Raw genomic sequence first — 19015 nt, 5'->3', positions numbered from 1 at the left:
TGCGTGATTGGCGCGATATGAGAACATTCCCAGCCGCAACCCAAGAGCCCAGCGGCAGGATGAAGCAGATAGGATCGATTGTGACGAAGTCTATTTTCTCCTGGCGCGGAACGGTTGCCGGACTTGCCGGCGGCCTGTTGCTGATTGCCAATGCCTCTGCCCAGGACAGCTGTGGCCTCTGCGCCAAGCAGGTGATCATCAATTCGGAACTGGCAACGTGCTTCCTCGACCAGTACGACCAGTTCGCCAAGACCAGCAGTGACGCGGTGGTGGTCGATCTCTCGAGCTGCGCCTCACGTGGCGTGGTCGAAGCCTTGCCGTCGCCCAACAAGGCGCCGGCGGAGCCGGACGTGCAGTTCATTGTTTCGCGCCCGCAGCTCGCATGCCTGAAAAAGCAGCTTGAGGCGCCCGGCATCGTGCTTGATCCCTCCGCCACCATCGAACTGGACAGCTGCAAATGAAGAAGCCGGGGGGCACGACGAAACAGACACAGGCGGCCGCGCCCGCCAAGGCGCCGGAGGCGAAGCAGACGCTGCCGGAGACCACGGAAGGTTTCCCCTGGCCAAGCAGCCATGAGATCAAGAAGGAGAGCAATCCCTTTACCGATCGCGACTGGCGCATGCTCGTCTATGCCTGGTCGGGCATGCTGGTGCGTTTCGCCATCATCTTCACCCTGGCATTCTCGGTCTACCAGTTCCTGGCCAACCAGGAACAGAAGCGCGTCGAACAGACCATGTCGCTGGTCGAGCTCTGGGAAACCAAGGACTACCAGCAGGCGCAGCGGGCCTTGAAAGATCGTCTCTCCGCCCTCAACGCCAAATACGACAATCTGCTCAGCGCCAACCCCTCGCCGACGGAAGAACAGGTTTTCCGGCAACGCATCGGTATCGAGGCGATGACAGCCTCCGGTGGCGACATGCCGCTCGCCGATTTCGGCGAGAATTTCGACCGCATCGTCTATTTCCTCAACCGTCTGTCCTTTTGCGTCGATGGCGACCTGTGCTCGCGCAAGGTGACCGATGCCTATTTTCGTGATTATGCCGTCTCGTTCTGGAGTTATTTTGCCGGCTATATCGACAAGCAGCGCAAGGCGGGTTCGCCTACTTTCGCCACGGCGATCGAGGCTTATGTTCGCAATGGGCAACCGGCGCCTGAAGCCAAACAGTGATGGGAAAAGCCAGGATCAGCGTCCGCCTCATGCGTGCCTGCTGCTGGTTGGCCATGGCTGGAGAGGAACTGCACCCGCTCCGCCCAGGCACCGCCGACAGGGGCGGGATCGGCAAAAACCATCGAAAGCATCAACGCGCCCAGCATTGATCCCCTGGATGCCTCGCCCCCTTGGCAAGCCACGCGTAATTGGCGAGCCTGCCTCGTGCAAGAGAAGCCCGTGCGGAACGATCGGCACGAGGCGACGGGATTGACCCGCCGCCTCTTTTTCACAGCCGCGCGGGCGCGTGTTATTTATACAGGCTGTTGATCCACTGGACGTTCGCGGCGTTCAGGCGCACGGCGGTATTCGCGTCGGGGCTTTCCGCCACGTTGACGCCGGTGATGATGCGCTGCTTGGAGTTCGTGTCATAGGCATAGACCGAGCTGCCGCTCGACCCCGGGAACGTATCGCAGTCATACTGGAAATATTCCGGAGCGATGTTCTCGGCACGCACTTCGCAGCTTGTCTTCCACATCGTGCCCATCGGCTTGTCGCCGGGGTAGCCGACGAGATTGGCGGTGAAGTCGCCGAGATCGTCATAATTGGCATAGCCAAGCCAGCCAAGGTTGGTGCCGACATCCTGCTTCAGCGTGATGATGCCCAGGTCCCACGGGATCACCGAGCCGTAATAGCCCTGGTAATTGTCGATGAAGCCCTGCAGCACATAGGCGCTTTCATAGGAGAAGGCACCGAAGGGGGCGTCGTCGGCAGTGCTGCCATTGAGGCCCGGCACGAACAGATATTCCGAGAGCCAGTCCTTGTCCTCATGGCTGTAGAGGCAGTGCGCCGCGGTGAGCACCGTGCGCGGGCCGATCAGCGTTGCCGAGCAGCTGCCATAGCTGCCGGTCTTTGGCGATTTGGCTTCGAGATAGCCGATTGCCGAGAACGGATAGGTCTTGGTGTTCCTGACCTGCTCTCGGTCATCAGGGCCGAAAACCTGTCGGCCGGCTTCGCCTTCTCCGAGCCCGGGATCTTCGGTCTTGCGCTCGACCCCATCCGCTCCATTGGCCGGAGCGTTCAGCTCCTTGATGATGAGATCGCGCAGAGCTTCGCTCGGCTCGATCTTGATCTCCTTGCCATCGGCGGACCGTCCGACGATGCCATAGGATTTGACAGCCGTCGCCTCATCAGCAAGCGGCGCGGCGCGGCTGTCTTCGTCGGTAAGCTTCGGCGTGGTGATCGGTTTTGCCCGACCGGCCTTGAAGTCGCCTGAAGATACATCCCGCATACTTTCGCCACTACCGGCACTGGCGGAGCCAGGATCGGCGGCGAAAGCCGGGACCGTCCACATTGCAGTGGAAAGCAATGCGGACACCATCATGAGGTTTGTCAGTTTTGTCATGGTGAGACTCTCCCAAAAGTCAGCAAGGGCTGGATAAAAATACAGAAATATTGTCGAGATCGTGGTGACGCCGGAAAAACGAGTTTGCTCGCCAGCATCTCCTGCGAGCGTTCTTCTAGGCTGTCATTTTCAAGGCCCCCGCCAAAAAAATTCTGCACGGATATACTGCCTAAAATAATCCAAGATCGGCAATGACAAATCGCTTCCACGTAGCCCGTGGGGGGCTATAGGATTTTGTGCGGGTTCTGCTCGCGGGCACGGTTAGCAAAAGTGGGATTCGGTTTTGTGACCGATCGCGCGCCGTTTCGATGCGGCGCGCATGCGGATCGTCGAACCGGCAACACCTCCTTGCACAATGCCCTGGGCCGATCCGCATGGGAGAGTTGCTCAGGAGGTTCAGGTGCACATCACAAATCTGTTCGGGCCAATCGCTGCCGCGTCGCTGCTCGGCGTTGCTGCTGCCGTTGCATTCATCAACACCGTCCGGGCGGACGAGAGCGCCGTCAGGCCGGAGGCGGCCGTCTCGCCGATGCAGCGGGTGACCGATGCCAGGGCCAAGGCAGCGGCGGAAAACCCCGACGGCGCCGACCGCGTCTATGGCGGCAACCAGGCCGAAAAGGGCGCCTATCCGTTCCAGGTCGCACTCCTCACCACCGCCAGGCTGGACGAGAACCCGGCCTCGCAGGCCAATGCCCAATTCTGCGGCGGCAGCTTGATCGCGCCGCAATGGGTGCTGACGGCGGCGCACTGCCTCAACGACAAGGGCGAGCCGATCTCGCCGGACTCGGTCACAGTGCTGACCGGCGCCACCGACCTCAGCGAAGGCACGCGCCACAAGGTGGTGGAGGTCATCGTCAACGAGGGTTACAGCGAGCAGACGCTCGACAACGACCTCGGCCTGCTCCGGCTTGCCGAGCCGGCCGACGCGCCAACCATCAAGCTTACGCGCGAGGCGACCCCCGACAACGGCAAGACCACCGTAACCGGCTGGGGCAAGATGCAGGACGGAACGTTCCCGACCACGCTGATGGTCGCCGATCTCGATCTGCAGCCGAACAGTACCTGCAACAGCGGCATCAAGGCCATCTACGCGCATGATCTGAAGGCGGCACTTGGCGATCTGTCCCACCGCATGCGCTATTCCGAAAAAGGCATCGATGCCGCCGCCGATGCGATCGCCGCCGACATGACCGATCCGCTGACCGGCAACATGATCTGCGCCGGTACCACCAGTGGTGTGCGTGATGCCTGCAACGGCGACAGCGGCGGCCCGCTGTTCATGACCGGCGCCGACGGCCCGGTCCAGGTCGGCGTCGTCAGCTGGGGCGAAGGCCCGGCCGACGGCAGCGCGGCCTGCGGCCACAAGGACGCCTATGGCATCTATACCCGGCTGGCCAATTACAGCGGCTGGATCGAGGCGAAGATGAAGACCGCGGCTCCCGCGCCGGCAAAGCCGAAGGCAGGGCTGGGTACGGCCCAGAAACCAGCGACGCCCTGAAGCCCGGCCATGTGCGTCAACGTGAAAACGGCGGGACATGTCCCGCCGTTTTGTTTGCCGGCTTGCCAGGCCAGCCTATCTCCTGGCGAGGCTACTTTCTCGCAGGGCCTTTGCGCTCGGCGGAGGCCGCCCACAGATTGATGTCGGATTCGCGCGCGTAGCTATCGATCTCGGCCAGTTCGGCATCGCTGAAGTCGAGCACCTTCAGCGCGCCGACGCAGTCCTCGACCTGTTCCGGCCGGCTGGCGCCGATCAGTGCCGACGTTACCTTGCCCTTGCGCAACACCCAGGCCAGCGCCATCTGCGCCAGCGTCTGGCCGCGCCTGCCGGCAATGACGTTGAGCGCCTTGATGTTGGTGACGGTCTTGTCATTGATGAAAGCGGTCTTCAGCGATTTGCCCTGCGTGGCGCGGCTGCCCTCGGGGATACCACCGAGATATTTGTCGGTCAGCATGCCCTGGGCCAATGGCGAGAACACGATCGAGCCGACGCCGAGCCCCTCAAGCGTGTCGAGCAACCCGTCTTCCTCGACCCAGCGGTTCAGCATCGAATAGCTCGGCTGGTGAATGACGCAGGGCGTGCCGAGCTGCCTCAATATGTCCGCCGCCTCGCGGGTGCGCTGCGAGTTGTAGGACGAGATGCCGGCATAGAGCGCCTTGCCTGAGCGCACCGCATGGTCGAGCGCCCCCATGGTTTCTTCAAGCGGCGTGTCGGGATCGAAGCGGTGCGAATAGAAGATGTCGACATAGTCGAGCCCCATCCGCTTCAGGCTCTGGTCGAGACTGGCCAGCAAGTATTTGCGCCCGCCCCATTCGCCGTAAGGCCCCGCCCACATTTCATAGCCTGCCTTGGTCGAGATGATCAGCTCGTCGCGGTAGCCGGCGAAATCGGTGCGCAGGATTTCGCCGAAGGCGGTCTCGGCCGAACCGGGCGGTGGTCCGTAATTGTTGGCGAGGTCGAAATGGGTGATGCCGAGATCGAAGGCCTTGCGCACGATCGCCTGCTTGGTCCGGTGCGGCGTGTCATTGCCGAAATTGTGCCACAGACCGAGCGAGATCGCCGGCAGCTTGAGGCCGGAGCGTCCGCAACGGTTGTAGATCATTTTTTCATAGCGATTTTCGGCGGCGACATAGGGCATGGGAAATATCCTCGAATCTGAACAGACCGGCCAGCCTCATCACACCGCGGTAAGCTGGCCCGGCGCCCTACCCTTTATTCTCTCCCCAAGAAAACGGGGAGAGGGACCGATCAAAATTATCGATAATCTCGTGACCTACTTCTTCTTCGCCAGCAGTTCCTTGGCTGCCTTGACGCCAAGCGCGGCCGGCCGCTCGCAGGTCGTCTGCATGACGACGAATTTTCCCGTCTCGCCGGAGCGCAGGATGCCGGTCATGACATCGACGGCGTGCAGCGCCAGTTCCATCGAACAGCGGTGCGGCCGCCCCTCGACGATCGCCAGCGCCATGTCGGCGAGGCCTGACGTGCGGTAATTGGCCATCATGCCCTGGCCGTGCATTTCATTCGGGACGCCAAGCGGGTGCTTCCATTTCGGCAGCTTCTTGACCGGCTTGCCCTCTTCGGTGAAGCGTACGTCGCCGCCGAAGAAGTTCGGATCCGGCACGAACACCGTGCCCGCCTCGCCATAGAGCTCCATCGGCGCGTGGTCATGGGCCCAGACATCCCAGCTGGTGTTGAGCGTCACCACGGCGCCGTTCTCGAATTCCAGAACGGCATGAATGGTGGTCGGCGTGTTGACCGGGATTTTTTCGCCCGCGCGCGGTTTCGATGAAATCGTCCGCTCCTTGGCAGGCGTCGTCGCGAAGGCCGCCACCTGCTTCACCGGCCCGATCAGCTGGATCAGATTGGTGATGTAGTACGGCCCGATATCGAGCACCGGTCCGGCGCCCGGCTGGAAGAAGAAATCCGGATTGGGGTGCCAGTGTTCCATGCCGTGGCCCATCACATGGCAGGTGCCGCTGGTGATCTTGCCGAGCTTCCCCTCATCGATCAGCTCACGCACCAGCTGGTGCGCGCCACCGAGGAAAGTGTCGGGCGCCGAGCCGATGCGCAGCCCCTTCTTCTCGGCGCGCGCCTTGAGGTCCTGGCCCTCCTTGAGCGAGAGCACGAACGGCTTTTCCGAATAGACGTGCTTGCCGGCGTCGAGCACCTGTTTCGACACCTCGTAGTGCACCGCCGGGATCGTCAGGTTGACGATGATGTCGATGTCTTCGGCCTTGAGCAGATCCTCGACAGTCTCGGCGCTCAGCTTGAACTCCTTCGCTCGCGCCCTGGCCGCGTCCATGTTGATGTCGGCGCATGCACGCATCTCGATGCCGCGGAACAGCGGCGCCAGCGTGAAATACGCCTTCGAGATGTTGCCGCAGCCGATAACGCCAATACCCAGTTTCTTTGCCATGGTGATCGGTCCTAGTAATTCTTGACGGTTGCGATCGAACGTCGGGCGAAACGCTCGATGTCGTTTGGATTGTCCTGTTCCATGACAAAGTATTTTGCCGCGCTGCTGGCCCGCAGCAGCTTGATCAGGCCGGCCCAGTCGATGGTGCCATGGCCGACATCCGACCAGCCGTCCTCATCCAGGCCTTCGCCCGGCCTGGCGATGTCCTTCACATGCACGGCGACGATGCGCTTGCCATGCTTTTCGATCCACGGCACTGGATCGGCGCCGCCGCGCACCACCCAGGCGAGGTCCATCTCCCAGCCGACACCGGGGGCGGAAGACAGGATGTGATCCTGCGGCACCGAGCCGTCGGCAAGTGCCTTGAACTCGAAATCATGGTTGTGCCAGGCAAAGCCATAACCGGCCTTTGAGGCCGCTTCGCCAACCCTGGCCAGGCGCTCGCCGAAGCCGCGCCAGCCGGCAGCGTCCGACGGCCTGCCCTCCGCAACCAGATAGGGGCAGATCAAAAGCTTGATGCCGAGCGCCTCGGCGATCCTGCGCACGCCGTCGAAATCCTTCTCCAGCGCATCGATGGAGAAATGCCCGGTCGGCATGGAAAGGCCATTCCTGTCGAGTTCGGCGCGGAAGGCCTTGGGATTTTCATAGACGCCGCCGAAGCCTTCGACTTGCGTGTAGCCGAGCTTGCCGAGTGTGGCGAGCACGCCCTCCCAGGGTTGGAAATTGCGGGCGCTGTAAAGTTGAAATGACCAGTTCATCGTCTCTGTCCGTTTGCTTGTGGAGTGTCTTTGGAAGGATGGCTTTGGAAGCTACATGCGGCCGCCGGATGGGGTGTCGAACAGCGAGGCGCGGGCCGGGTCGAAGCCGATCCGGACCGGATCGCCGGTGCGCAGCGTCTTTTCCGCCTCGACGCGGAAGGAAAAATTACGGCCGCCGAGCTTTGTCCACACCAGTGTATCGGAGCCCATCGGCTCGACGATCTCAACCGCCGACTCGGCCGTGAAAGGCATTGCCCTGGCCGCATCTCCAAAGGCTATGTGCTCGGGCCTGATGCCGAACACGCAGGACTTGCCGGCGCTGCCGCCATCCTTGTCGAACTCATATCGGTCGAGCGGTATCGAAACGCCATCGGCGGCGAATACAGGGCTGTCGCCCGCTTCCAGTTGGCCCTCGATGAAATTCATCGCCGGCGACCCCAGGAACCCGGCGACAAACCGGTTGACCGGCCGGTTGTAGATGGTTTGCGGCGCGTCCAGTTGCTGGATGACGCCACCCTTCATCACCGCGATGCGATCGGCAAGCGTCATCGCCTCGATCTGGTCGTGGGTGACGTAGATCATGGTGTTCTGCAATTTGCGGTGCAAGAGCTTGATCTCGACGCGCAGTTCCGAGCGCAGCTTGGCATCGAGATTGGACAGCGGCTCGTCGAACAGGAAGACGTCGACATCGCGCACCAGTGCCCTCCCGATCGCAACGCGCTGGCGCTGGCCCCCGGAAAGCGCGGAGGGCTTGCGTTGCAGCAGCGGCTCGATCTGCAGGATCTCCGCGGCACGCGCGATACGCCTGGCGATCTCGTCCCTGGGCACGCCTGCGACACGCAGGCCGAAGGACAGGTTCTTCTCCACCGTCATTTGCGGATAGAGCGCGTAGGACTGGAACACCATGCCGATGCCGCGATCCTTGGGCTCTTCCCAGGTGACGTTCTTGCCCTTGATGAAGACGCGGCCCTTCGAAATGTCGAGCAGCCCGGCAATGCAGTTGAGCAAGGTCGACTTGCCGCAGCCGGAGGGGCCCAAGAGCACGATGAACTCGCCCTCGGCGATATCGAGATTGAGGGTCTGCAGAACCGACACCGCGCCATAGTTCAGCGACAGATCCTGGATCGACACGCTGGGGTTTGCGATTTCGGCCATCCTTATCCTTTCACCGCGCCAGCAGCGATGCCACGCACGAAAAGCCTGCCGGAAATGAAGTAGATGACGAGCGGGACCAGCCCGGTCAGGATGGTGGCCGCCATGTTGACGTTGTATTCCTTCACGCCCTGCACCGAATTGACGATGTTGTTGAGCTGCACCGTCATCGGATAGGTGTCGGGGCGCGTGTAGACGACACCGAACAGGAAGTCGTTCCAGATGCCTGTCACCTGCAGGATGACGGCGACGACGAAGATCGGCAGCGACATCGGCAGCATGATCCGCAGATAGATGCCCCAGAAGCCGGCGCCGTCGACACGCGCCGCCCGGAACAGCTCCTCCGGCATGGAGGTGAAATAGTTGCGGAACAGAAGTGTCAGTATCGGCATGCCGAAAATCGAGTGGACGACCACCAGTCCGCTCAGGCTGCCATAGAGCCCGATCTCGCGCAGGATGATGACGATCGGATAGATCATCACCTGGTAGGGGATGAAGGCGCCGACGATCAGGATGATGAAGAAAGTGTCGGCGCCCTTGAAGCGCCAGTTTGCCAGGGCATAGCCGTTTACGGACGCAATCGCGATCGACAGGATCACCGAGGGGACGGTGATGCGGACGGAGTTCCAGAAGCCGCGCGAAAGCCCGTCGCAATTGAGGCCGGTGCAAGCCGTCGACCACGCCTTGACCCACGGCTCGAAAGTGATCTCGAGCGGCGGCGAAAAGATGTTGCCGAGGCGGATTTCCGGCATGCCCTTGAGCGAGGTGACGATCATCACATAGAGCGGCAAGAGGTAGTAGAGCGCCACGACGATGAGCGTGCCATAGAGAAAGATGTTGCGGCGAGAGAACATGTGGCGCGGCTTCGACCCGCTCGGCCCCGAGGCATCGGCGCGAATGGCGCCGGACGGCGCGGACAGGGAGACGGCATGGTCAGACACGCTTCCTGCCTCCGAATTCGAGATAGGCCCACGGGACGATGACGATCATCACCGAGAGCAGCATCATGGTCGAGGCGGCAAAGCCCTGGCCGAGATTCTGGGCGAAGAACATGTAGTCGTAGACATATTTTGCCGGCACTTCGGAGGCGATGCCCGGCCCGCCACTGGTCTGGGCGACGACGAGGTCATAGACCTTGACGATGCCCGACGCGATGATGACCAGCGTGGTGATGAAGACCGGCCGCATCATCGGGATGATGATGAACAGATAGGTCTTCCACATCGGTATCCCGTCCACCCGGGCGGCCTTCCAGATATCCTCGTCTATGCCGCGTAGGCCGGCCAGCATCAGGCACATGATGAGCCCGGTGCCTTGCCAGAGCGCCGCGATCGATATGCCGTAGATGACGATGCTGGAATCGTAGAGCGGATCGAAATTGAAGCTCGTCCAGCCAAGCCTTCGTATCACGCCCTGGATTCCGAAATCCGGATTGAGCAGCCATTGCCAGACAAGGCCGGTCACGATGAAGGACAGCGCGAAGGGATAGAGGAAGATGGTGCGAAACGTGTCCTCGAAGCGGATCTTCTGGTCGAGCAGCGCCGCCAGGATGAAGCCGATCACCAGCGAGAACACCAGCGAGATCACGCCGTAGATCAGAAGGTTCTCGATCGAAATCAGCCAGCGTGGCGTCGCCCACAATCGGTAATACTGGTCGAGGCCGACGAAATTCAGCCGCGGCAGCAGCTTCGAATTGGTGAAGGAATAGAGCACCGTCCACGCCGTGCCGCCGACGAACACCACCAGCGCGGTGAGGATCATCGGGATCGAAGCGATCTTCGCATTGAGATTGCGAAAAAGCTGGTTCGGGCGTTCGCTCTTGCTCATCTCGCCAGCCGCGTTGAAAAGGGAAAGGTGGTCACTCCCGGTCCTGCGCTTGCAAGACCGGGAGTCGGGAGGACCCCGGCGGTCAGTCAGCCGAGGCGATGATGGCGGCGAAGCGCTTCTGCGCCTCTTCCACGGTCATCTCCGGCTTGGCGAAGAACTCGGAGAACAGGTCCTCCTTCTGCTTCTGGCTGTCCTGCGAAAGCAGCTGGTCGGTCCAGGGGATGACCGCGCCCTTGGCCAGGATGGCGAGGCCTTTCTTCATGCAATCGTTGGCCGCGTTGAGGTCGACGTCGCCACGCACCGGCAGCGAGCCTTTCTTGAGGTTGAAGGCGACCTGGGTCTTGGGATCGAGCAAGGTCTCGGCCAGCACTTCCTGCGCCTTGGCCTTGTCGCCATCCTTGAGCAACGGGAAGTAGAAGGCATCGCCACCCGTGGCGATGACCTCGTTCAGGCCAAGGCCGGGAAGGCAGGTATAGTCCTTGCCGGCGGTCTTGCCGGCGACCTGGAACTCGCCTTGCGCCCAATCGCCCATGATCTGGCCGCCGGCCTTGCCGGTGATGACCATGTTGGTGGCCTGGTTCCAGTCCTGCACATTGGTGTTCTTGGCCATCTTGCGCGCATCGTCGGCCGCTTTGAACACCTTGGCGACTTCCGGACCGGCCGCGAACTTGGCGTCCTTGTCCTTGTAGACCTTGAGGAAGGTGTCGGTGCCGCCGACCGCGGCAAGCAGCACGTCGAAGGCGCCGGACGACTGCCAGGCCTGCCCGCCCACCGCCAGCGGGACAATGCCTGCCTTCTCCAGTGCCGGCGCGGCCGCCACATACTCATTCCAGTCCTTCGGCACCGGCACGCCCGCCTTCTCGAACGCGGCGTTCGACAGCCACAGCCACTGCCAGGAATGGATGTTGACCGGCACGCAGTAGATCTTGCCGTCGATGGTGCAGCTGTCGAGCAGGCTCTTCGGCCGCACGACCTCGGTCCATTTGCCCTTGGTGGCGACATCGGTCAGGTCGCGCATCAGGCCGGCCTGCACCAGTTCCTCCGCTTGCCGTCCGTGATTGAACTGGGTGGCGCCCATCGGGTCGCCGCCCGTGATGCGGCTGATCATGATCGGCCGCGCGGTGCCGCCGGACCCGGCAATCGCGCCGTCGACCCAGTGATTGCCGGTGGCATCGAAAGCCTTGGCGAGTTCGGCGACCGCCGCCGCCTCGCCACCGGAAGTCCACCAATGAGTGACTTCCAGGTCCGTCGCCGCTGCCGGGCCGGCGAACTGCAGCGCGGCCGTTGCCGCCAGCGCGGCGGTCAGAAATTTGTATCGCATTTCGGTTCCTCCCAGAATCTGAAACGTTACAGATTTTCGATACGGCAATTGCGCGGATGGCGCAACCCCAGGCGTGAAGCCGTCGGATATTTTTTCGAGTCGCGAATAAAATACCTCGATCGGCTGCTTCATTGTGCGTCGCAATATGAGCAATCGCAGAGCAAAACAGGCCGTGGCTCATGAAAATCGCCGGAAACATGCCGAAATGGCGTTTGACCTTGGATTCTCAAGGGAATTTCACGGCGTCCAAATTCGTCATCGGCGCAACGCGATTGGCAATCTGTAACGTTTCAGTATATTGACGCACTGCCGGGCTTGAAATCGTGCTTCGCGGCAATCGCGAAGATTGCCGGGCCGCCCGGCGACTGCTATGCGCCTGACGGGCGGGACGAATGGACAGACAGCGTACGGACAAGAACGAGGAAGCGTCGGCGCAGGAACGGCCGACGTTGAAGACGCTCGCCTTCATGACCGGGCTCGGCGTCACCACTGTGTCTCGTGCGCTGAAGGACGCGCCGGAGATCGGCGCCGAGACCAGGCGGCGTGTCCAGCTCGTCGCCAAGCAGATCGGCTACCGCCCGAACCGCGCCGGCGTCAGGCTCAGGACCGGCAAGACCAATGTGATCAGTCTTGTGCTGAACACCGAGCACGAGCTCATGAGCTTCGTCTCGGATATCATCTATGGCGTGACCGAGGTCATCGCCGACACGCCCTACCATCTGATCGTCACGCCATATTCGCGTTCGCAGGATCCGCTGGATCCGGTGCGCTATCTGGTCGAGACCGGCTCGGCCGACGGCGTCATCATCTCCCGCACGCAGCCGAACGATCCCCGGGCCCGCTACATGCTGGAGCGCGGCATTCCCTTTGCCACGCATGGCCGCACCGACATGGGGCTGGTGCATCCCTATCATGACTTCGACAACTACGCCTTTGCGAACGAGGCTGTGCGCTATCTCGCCGCCAAGGGCCGCAGCCGCCTTGCCCTTGTCACGCCGCCCGTTGGCCTCACCTATTACGGCCATACGGTGAACGGCTTCGTCGATGCTCTGAGTGAAGTCGGCGCCAGCGAGGTGCCGTTCAACACCGTTTCCATCGATCAATCGATCGAGCAGATCAGGATGAGGACCGCGCAGTTGATGCGGCGCAAGGACCGGCCGGACGGTTTTGTCAGCAGCGCCGCCGCCGCCACGCTCGCCATCGTGGCCGGCATCGAGGATTCCGGTCTCAAGCTCGGCCGCGACGTCGACGTGGTGTCGAAACAATCCTCGGAGCTGCTGCATTTGTTCCGGCGCGAACTGCTCGTCGTCAACGAGAGCTTCCGGCTGGCCGGCTCCGAGCTTGCCCGTGCCGTGCTCGGCTGGATCGGCGGCGCCGCACCCGGCTCATTGCAGACGCTGAGCAAGCCAAGCGAGGTTCTGCCCTATCGCGGCTGACTTGGCCCGACCTGAGCATCCGGCCAGGCCAAACCGCAATGTCCGGGCCGGCCCTGCTTCAGCCAGCCGCGCCGCTGCCCCAGGGACCGTGGAAGGCACCTTGCTCGCCGATGCGTTCGAAGCCGTGCGCGCCGAAGAAATCGCGCTGCGCCTGGATCAGGTTCGAGGTGCCGCGGCCCTGGCGATAGCTGTCGAAATAGGCAAGCGCGGAAGACAGTGCCGGCACCGGCGCGCCGGCTTCGGAAGCCCTTGCCACGATACGCCGCAGCGACGGATGCGCCTCCTGCATCAAGCCGATGAAAGCCGGCGCCATCAAAAGGTTGGTCGAAGCGCCGCCGCTGCTGAAGGCCTCCGCCATCGTATCCAGCATCTGCGAACGGATGATGCAGCCGGCGCGCCAGATCTTGGCGATGGTCGGCATCGGCAGGTTCCAGTTGAACTCCTTAGAGGCGCCGCTCATCACGGCAAAACCCTGCGCGTAGGCGGCGATCTTGCCGGCGAACAGCGCCAGTTCGAGGTCTTTCAGCAGCGCGTCCTTGTCTCCGGAAATCTTCGACACGCCGATAGCGCCATAGGCTTTTTCCGCCGCCAGCCGCTCATCCTTGATCGACGACAGAACGCGCGCCGCCACCGCGGCCTCGATCGCGGTTGCCGGAATGCCGAGCTGCTGTGCCTCGATGACGGACCATTTGCCGGTGCCCTTCTGGCCTGCGCGGTCGAGGATGATGTCGACCACGGGCTTGCCGGTCTTGGGATCGTCGGCCGCCAGCACCTTGGCGGTGATCTCGATCAGGTAGGAGTTGAGCCGGCCCTTGTTCCAGTTCTCAAAGACCGTGCCGATCTCCTTCGGCCCCATGCCCAGGCCGTCGCGCAGAATGCCGTAGATCTCGGCGATCATCTGCATGTCGGCATATTCGATGCCGTTGTGGATGGTCTTGACGAAATGCCCGGCACCGTCGGTGCCGAGCCAGGCGGCACAGGGCTCGTCCTTGAACTTGGCGGAGATGGCGGTCAGCACCTTCTCGACACGCTTCCAACTATCTTCCGTGCCGCCGACCATGATCGACGGGCCATGGCGCGCGCCCTCCTCGCCGCCGGACACGCCCATGCCGATGAAGGTCAGACCCGAGCCGGACAGCTCGGAGAAGCGCCGCATCGTATCGCGGAAATTGGCATTGCCGGCATCGATGACGATGTCGTTGTTGGACAGCACGCCGCGCAAGGCTTCGATCTGTTCGTCGACCGGCTTGCCGGCCAGCACCATGATGATGATCGGACGCGGCGGCCGGATCGCCGCGGCTAGTTCCTCCAGGCTGTAGCAGGGGACAACCATGTCCTTGAGCGCGCCGGCATTCTCGACGAAAGCGTCGGTGCGCGCCCGGGTGCGGTTGAAGACGGCGATGCGGTGCCCGTGCTCGGCGATGTTCAGCGCCAGGTTGGAGCCCATCGTGCCAAGGCCGATCAGACCGATTTCGGCTTGTTCCATCGTTTCTTCCCTGCTTTCGGATCTTGTTGGTTGGAGCCCGCGATTGGGTGGGATGTCCACTCTTTCCGAGATGCCCATTCTTCCCAAGATGATTGACGGGCCTTTCGGGCCGCGTCAACCGCCTCGCCTATTTGTGCTGCCTGCAAGACCGGGCCGCGTCGCAAGCGGCCATATAGACCGTCATGGCCTGATGTCCACCGGCGCTTCGATCTTCACGATCTCGAAGTCCGAGACCAGTATGTCGAGGCGCACCGTCCAGCGGCCGGGAATCGGGATGACGAGGTTGTCCACGCGCCAGCTGCCGTCGCCGGGTTTGGTCGCCGCGCGCTTCAGCGGTTCGATGCCGGAATCCGGTTTCGACAGCACCAGCGTCACCTCCTTGGCGTCAAGCGGCCCGAAATCGCCGGTCATGATGACCATCGAGGCGGCGACCGGACCGGCATGGCCCGGCGTGATGCTGAGATCGGCCATCGCCTGCAGCGTGTGGATGTGAATCGAGACCGGCTGCGCTGCCGCAATCGCCAGCGCGCGCGGTGGTGGCGTGAAGCGCCAGCCGGCAGCAACCCCGAAGATTGCCAGCACGATCAGCATTTCGGCGCCGATCGAGCGGGTGAGCCTGCGTTGCACCTCCGTTGATCCCGCCTCGGCCGAGGCGGTGAGCCTCCAGCGATTGATGGCGGCCAGCGTGAACAGGAAGATCAGCAGCACGAGCTTGACCAGCAGCAGCCGGCCATAGGCGGTGCCGATCAGCGCCGAGGGCGTCTGCACCTGGATGACGGCCAATACGATGCCCGCTACGGCGAGCATGGCCACGGCAGGCAGGATCGCCCGGGAGAAGCGACGCAGGAAACCGACAGCGTCGGTCGTCCGGTGCTTCAGCGCGAGACCGAGCGGCACCAGGGCGCCGGCCCAGAAGGCGATGCCGGCGCCATGCACAAACACCATGGGCCGCGTCAGCCATTGCGGCTCGGCCGCGCTGGCGTGGCCGCTGGCGGCGAGGGCGACGCCGACGCCGGCAAGGCCGGCAAGGGCAAACGGCTTGGCGGCCACACGCGGTCCGGCCAGCGACAGCAGACCGAGACCCAGCGCGATCAGGGCGACCAGCACGGTCCAGCCAAAGCTAGTGCCCAGCCCGTTTCGCCAGATCACCGGCTGCGCCAGATGGCTGAGCGGCGCTCCCAGCGCATCGAGCCCCTGAAAGCCGAGCGACAAGGGTGCCGCTACCAGCCCGAACAGGATCGCGGCCATGACAAATCGCTGACCGGCGCGGCCATCTCCGGCCAGCCAGGCAAGGGCAAAAGCGCCGCCGACACCGAGGAAAAGGCCCGCATAGAGGAGGACCTTGCCGATCCAGATCGCCGATCGCTGCGGCCAGTCGACCGCTTCGGACACGACGGGCGGCTCGCTTGGCGCGCCGACGGAAAACAAGAGCGAGCCGCCGACCGGATGGCCGTCGGCGGAAATGACACGCCAGCTCAGCACATGCGTGCCGGATTTGAGGGCCTGCGGATTGTCGACCTCGACCGTCTGGTCGCTGAGGCGGAAGGACGTCAGCGCAACCGGCGTGCCGTCGGGCTTCACCAGCGTCAGCACCAGGGGCGAAACCGGTTCGCTGAAGGTCAGCGAGAACTGCGCCGGAGCCTGCGCCAGCACCGCACCGTCTGCCGGGTCGGTCTTGATCAGCGCCGCATGGGCAAAGGCCTGACTTGTCGAAGCAATGACAATGAACGCCACGGCCAGCAGCCCGCAGGCAATCCAGCCTACGAGCCTGCTGGTGGTATCGGCCATCCGAAACGGTATTGCGGTCATGCCATGCCATGGGATGCGGTGCGATCCGGCAAGCAGAGCGCACCAGGGAAAGTTATTTCTTCGGCGTCAGCTTTATGCCGGGCGCCGGATTCTCCAGTGCGTCCTCATCCTGCCCAGCTGCCGGAATCTCGATCCAGCGGTCGGTGGCGCCGTCGCATTCCTGCACCACGGGGAAATAGAGCTTCTGGCCAACAGGCAGATCCGCCGTCAGCGTCGCGCGGAAGACGAACTCGTCGTAGAATTCATCCGGCAGATTGCCGCCGCTCCAGTCGACTTCCTTGACGCCGTCGCTCACCGCCTGGCCATAGAGCTGGTAGGATTTTTCATATTTGCCCTTCTTGGTCTGCAGCGTCCAGCCAGGCTTCGGCATCGGCTTCACCGCGATCACTCCTTCGGGAATCTGCACGCGTACGGCGGTCGTCGCCTTGCCGTCGCAGCCATGCGGCACGCGCAGCACTGCCTTGTAGGTCGAGCCGACTGGCGCCTCCTGGGTTTCGAGCGTGATATGCGCGAAGGCGGCATTCGTCCCCAGCGCGACAAGCGCGCCAGCCGCCAAGAGATACTTGTTCATGATGGTCCCTCTGATTTCAAAATTCTAGAATTGGACCGGTCAATTGGCGTGGTCGTCCATGCCGCCGCCCATGCCTTCCACTGCGAACTCGATATTGACCGTGCCGGCCTTCTCGAAGGTCAGCGTGGCGGCGAATTTCTCGCCTTGCTTGGGTTGCCGCTTCAGGCCGATGAACATCAGGTGATAGCCGCCTGGCGCCAGGGCCACCTTACCGCCGGCGGGGACGTCCAGGCCGCCGGTAACCGGCCGCATGGTCATGACACCGTCCTTGACGCCCATCTCATGCAGTTCGGCCTTGTCCGAAATGTCGGAGGAAATCGACACGAGGCGGTCCGGCGCGCTGCCTTTGTTGATGATGGTGAAATAGCCGCCGGCAACCTTGGCGCCTGCCGGCGTGGCGCGCGACCAGGGATGCTCGATCTCGAGATCGCCGACCTTGAACTCATGCGCTAGGACGGACTGGGCGCCGGCGAACATGATCGCAAAAGCCAGCGCGACACGGCCGAGATGCTCCCGGAAACGGGACAGAGTGCGGCCGAACAGAGTACCCGCCGCTTTGGGGGAAAAATGGGACATGGTTGCTCCATGAGGGGATGATCGCGCCGTCACCGGTCGCGAGCCGTTTGGTCTTTGGATGGGTGCGCCCGCGAAAGGTTCCGCCGGGCAAAAAGGCTCAGACGGCCAACGGCGGCGCGCGCGGGTTCGACGGCGAGCGTTCGCGCGCCAAGTCGAGATGAATGCTCGCCGGAAAAACGAAGGCGACCGTTTCAAAGGACAGGCCGCCCAGGGCCAGCCCGGCATTGGATGGCGGCGCGAAGGCCGATGAAAACATGCCGCAGCCAAGCGAGCAACAGGCCGGCAGATGGGACGGGTGCTGGTCACCGCCGGGGAGTTGGGTGGCGCCGTCGCGGGTACAGATGACGTTGCCGAAAGCGTCGAGCTGCGCGGCATTCGGGCCGGTGCCGAAGGCGAACGCGCCGAGCGTCGACTGGAGCAGCAGCAGACAGGCCGCAACAAGCGCGGCCGGCATGCTCCAGCGTCTCGCCTTCTTGCTCAAATGACTTGCCTGTTCAAACCATCTGCCTCTTCGAGCAGTCCTCGAAAGGATACCTATCACGCAACCGGCGACCGGAAAATCGCCAATTCGAGGCTGCGGCAACGCGGCGCGACTGATGCATGTCGCCCAAGAGCCCGCGCAGTGGTTTTAGGACAACGACACGCATAAACGGAAATTCGAGCCTTGATGCGGCCTTCAGCGCGGCTCAGGTTTTTGCGGCGAACGGCTTTCGGGAATCGAGGTCAGCAATGTCTGGCGCGCCGACTTCAGGTGCTTGCGGCAGGCGGCGTCGACCTTGCCGAGGTCGCGCGACTTGAGCGCCTCGATATAGGCAAGATGCTCGCCGACCGCGACTTCATTACGCTCGCGCTCCTGCGCCTTGTTCCACTGATAGTGGTAATGGAAGATCATGGCGATGACGTCGTAGAAATCGACGATGAAGCGGTTGCGCGAGGCGCGGTGGATCAGCCGGTGGAAGCGCTCGTCCAGTTCCGAAAACTCGTTGAAGCGCGTGGCGATCTCGCGTGCCAGCTGGCGATGTTCGTCCTCCAGCCTGTCCAGATCGGCCCACACCGAGCTGTCCGGCGGCAGAGCGGCAAAGGCTGCCGCCGAGCGCAATTCGAACATTTCGCGGATCTCGGTCAGTTCGAGCGCGAAGGCCCGCGTAAAGCCCTTCAGCACCCAATGGCTGTTGCGGCGCTTCTCGATCAGGCCGAAGCGCGAAAAACGGATCAGGAACTCGCGCACGCTGGTCGTGCCGACGCCGATCTCGCGCGCCAGTTCGAGCTCGTTGATCTGCATGCCGGCCTCGGCGCCGTCGGCGAGCAGCCTGCGCATGAACGATCGCTCGATGATCTCGGCCAGCGTGTCGGTCTCTTCCTCGGGGAAGAAATCGCCGGGGCCTGGGTCCCGCAGCACCGTCTTGGCGCGCTTGTTCCAGGCGATCAGCCCGGTTTCCTCCATGCGCGCCAGGATACTGCGCACGGTGGTGCGGCTGACCCCGAGCAGCGCGCCCAGTTCCGGCTCCGACGGCAGGCTGCGCGTCTCGTCAAGCAGCCTGAGGCACCTGTTATAGGCGTCCTTGTAGACGTTGTTGCTCTTCGACATCCCCTGACCCATTCATGCCGGCGCT

18 protein-coding genes are annotated in these 19015 nt (G+C 62.9%); 4 read left to right on the top strand and 14 right to left on the bottom strand.

Features of this window, described 5'->3' with window-relative positions:
* Positions 1-80 precede the first annotated feature (80 nt).
* Both EB815_RS09340 and EB815_RS09335 read left to right on the top strand, forming a co-directional pair.
* On the top strand, positions 81-461 hold the full coding sequence (locus EB815_RS09340; protein ID WP_056577958.1) for a hypothetical protein: 381 nt from the start codon (positions 81-83) through the stop codon (positions 459-461).
* The gene (locus EB815_RS09335; protein WP_056577854.1) at positions 458-1168 is read left to right on the top strand and encodes a DUF4760 domain-containing protein; all 711 of its coding nucleotides are present in this window, start codon (positions 458-460) and stop codon (positions 1166-1168) included. Before EB815_RS09340 ends, EB815_RS09335 begins: the two co-directional genes overlap by 4 nt.
* Before the next feature lie 289 nt (positions 1169-1457).
* Here EB815_RS09335 and EB815_RS09330 read toward each other — a convergent pair whose 3' ends face one another.
* A complete protein-coding gene (locus EB815_RS09330) occupies positions 1458-2552 on the bottom strand; it encodes a trypsin-like serine peptidase (RefSeq protein WP_056577856.1) in 1095 nt (364 codons plus the stop codon).
* A gap of 400 nt (positions 2553-2952) precedes the next feature.
* Here EB815_RS09330 and EB815_RS09325 point away from each other — a divergent pair, with 400 nt between their 5' ends.
* Complete coding sequence (locus EB815_RS09325) at positions 2953-4050, top strand: S1 family serine peptidase (protein WP_056577857.1); 1098 nt, start codon at positions 2953-2955, stop codon at positions 4048-4050.
* A gap of 91 nt (positions 4051-4141) precedes the next feature.
* Here the strand turns inward: EB815_RS09325 and mgrA are convergent, their stop codons facing one another.
* The 7 genes from mgrA to EB815_RS09290 form a co-directional block, all read right to left on the bottom strand.
* Positions 4142-5188 carry an L-glyceraldehyde 3-phosphate reductase gene (gene mgrA, locus EB815_RS09320; RefSeq protein WP_056577860.1) on the bottom strand — a complete coding sequence of 349 codons (1047 nt, stop codon included), beginning with the start codon at positions 5186-5188 and terminating at the stop codon, positions 4142-4144.
* Positions 5189-5323: 135 nt separating this feature from the next.
* Positions 5324-6466 carry a Gfo/Idh/MocA family protein gene (locus tag EB815_RS09315; RefSeq protein WP_056577862.1) on the bottom strand — a complete coding sequence of 381 codons (1143 nt, stop codon included), beginning with the start codon at positions 6464-6466 and terminating at the stop codon, positions 5324-5326.
* Between the two features lie 11 nt (positions 6467-6477).
* The gene (locus EB815_RS09310) at positions 6478-7224 is read right to left on the bottom strand and encodes a sugar phosphate isomerase/epimerase family protein (protein WP_056577864.1); all 747 of its coding nucleotides are present in this window, start codon (positions 7222-7224) and stop codon (positions 6478-6480) included.
* A gap of 51 nt (positions 7225-7275) precedes the next feature.
* A complete protein-coding gene (locus EB815_RS09305) occupies positions 7276-8379 on the bottom strand; it encodes an ABC transporter ATP-binding protein (protein WP_056577866.1) in 1104 nt (367 codons plus the stop codon).
* A gap of 2 nt (positions 8380-8381) precedes the next feature.
* The gene (locus EB815_RS09300; protein ID WP_056577868.1) at positions 8382-9317 is read right to left on the bottom strand and encodes a carbohydrate ABC transporter permease; all 936 of its coding nucleotides are present in this window, start codon (positions 9315-9317) and stop codon (positions 8382-8384) included.
* Entirely contained in the window at positions 9310-10203 is an 894-nt protein-coding gene (locus EB815_RS09295; protein WP_056577870.1) for a carbohydrate ABC transporter permease, read from the bottom strand. The genes EB815_RS09300 and EB815_RS09295 overlap by 8 nt, the downstream gene beginning before the upstream one ends.
* An 82-nt stretch (positions 10204-10285) precedes the next feature.
* Positions 10286-11524: an ABC transporter substrate-binding protein gene (locus EB815_RS09290; RefSeq protein ID WP_056577872.1), complete on the bottom strand. Its 1239-nt coding sequence runs from the start codon at positions 11522-11524 to the stop codon at positions 10286-10288.
* A gap of 392 nt (positions 11525-11916) precedes the next feature.
* On the opposite strand from EB815_RS09290, the gene EB815_RS09285 reads away from it, so the two are divergent.
* Entirely contained in the window at positions 11917-12960 is a 1044-nt protein-coding gene (locus EB815_RS09285) for a LacI family transcriptional regulator (RefSeq protein ID WP_056577874.1), read from the top strand.
* Between the two features lie 58 nt (positions 12961-13018).
* On the opposite strand, the gene gndA is transcribed toward EB815_RS09285, so the two are convergent.
* From gndA to EB815_RS09255, 6 genes are all read right to left on the bottom strand, one after another.
* Positions 13019-14446 (bottom strand): NADP-dependent phosphogluconate dehydrogenase, encoded by a 1428-nt coding sequence (gndA, locus tag EB815_RS09280; protein ID WP_056577876.1) that lies wholly within the window; start codon positions 14444-14446, stop codon positions 13019-13021.
* A 180-nt stretch (positions 14447-14626) separates the two neighbouring features.
* Positions 14627-16255: a copper resistance CopC/CopD family protein gene (locus tag EB815_RS09275; protein ID WP_056577878.1), complete on the bottom strand. Its 1629-nt coding sequence runs from the start codon at positions 16253-16255 to the stop codon at positions 14627-14629.
* 52 nt (positions 16256-16307) lie between these two features.
* Entirely contained in the window at positions 16308-16826 is a 519-nt protein-coding gene (locus EB815_RS09270) for a YcnI family copper-binding membrane protein (protein WP_056577881.1), read from the bottom strand.
* Positions 16827-16865: 39 nt separating this feature from the next.
* Complete coding sequence (locus tag EB815_RS09265; RefSeq protein WP_056577883.1) at positions 16866-17402, bottom strand: copper chaperone PCu(A)C; 537 nt, start codon at positions 17400-17402, stop codon at positions 16866-16868.
* Between the two features lie 97 nt (positions 17403-17499).
* Positions 17500-17856, bottom strand: a complete 357-nt coding sequence (locus EB815_RS09260) for a DUF2946 family protein (protein WP_056577885.1) — start codon at positions 17854-17856, stop codon at positions 17500-17502.
* 222 nt (positions 17857-18078) lie between these two features.
* The gene (locus EB815_RS09255) at positions 18079-18990 is read right to left on the bottom strand and encodes a GntR family transcriptional regulator (protein WP_056577886.1); all 912 of its coding nucleotides are present in this window, start codon (positions 18988-18990) and stop codon (positions 18079-18081) included.
* Between the last annotated feature and the right edge of the window lie 25 nt (positions 18991-19015).

This window comes from Mesorhizobium loti, from assembly GCF_013170705.1.
GTDB lineage: Bacteria > Pseudomonadota > Alphaproteobacteria > Rhizobiales > Rhizobiaceae > Mesorhizobium > Mesorhizobium loti_D.
Note: the sequence above shows the minus strand (reverse complement) of the source record. Positions and strands in the feature narration are given on the sequence as shown.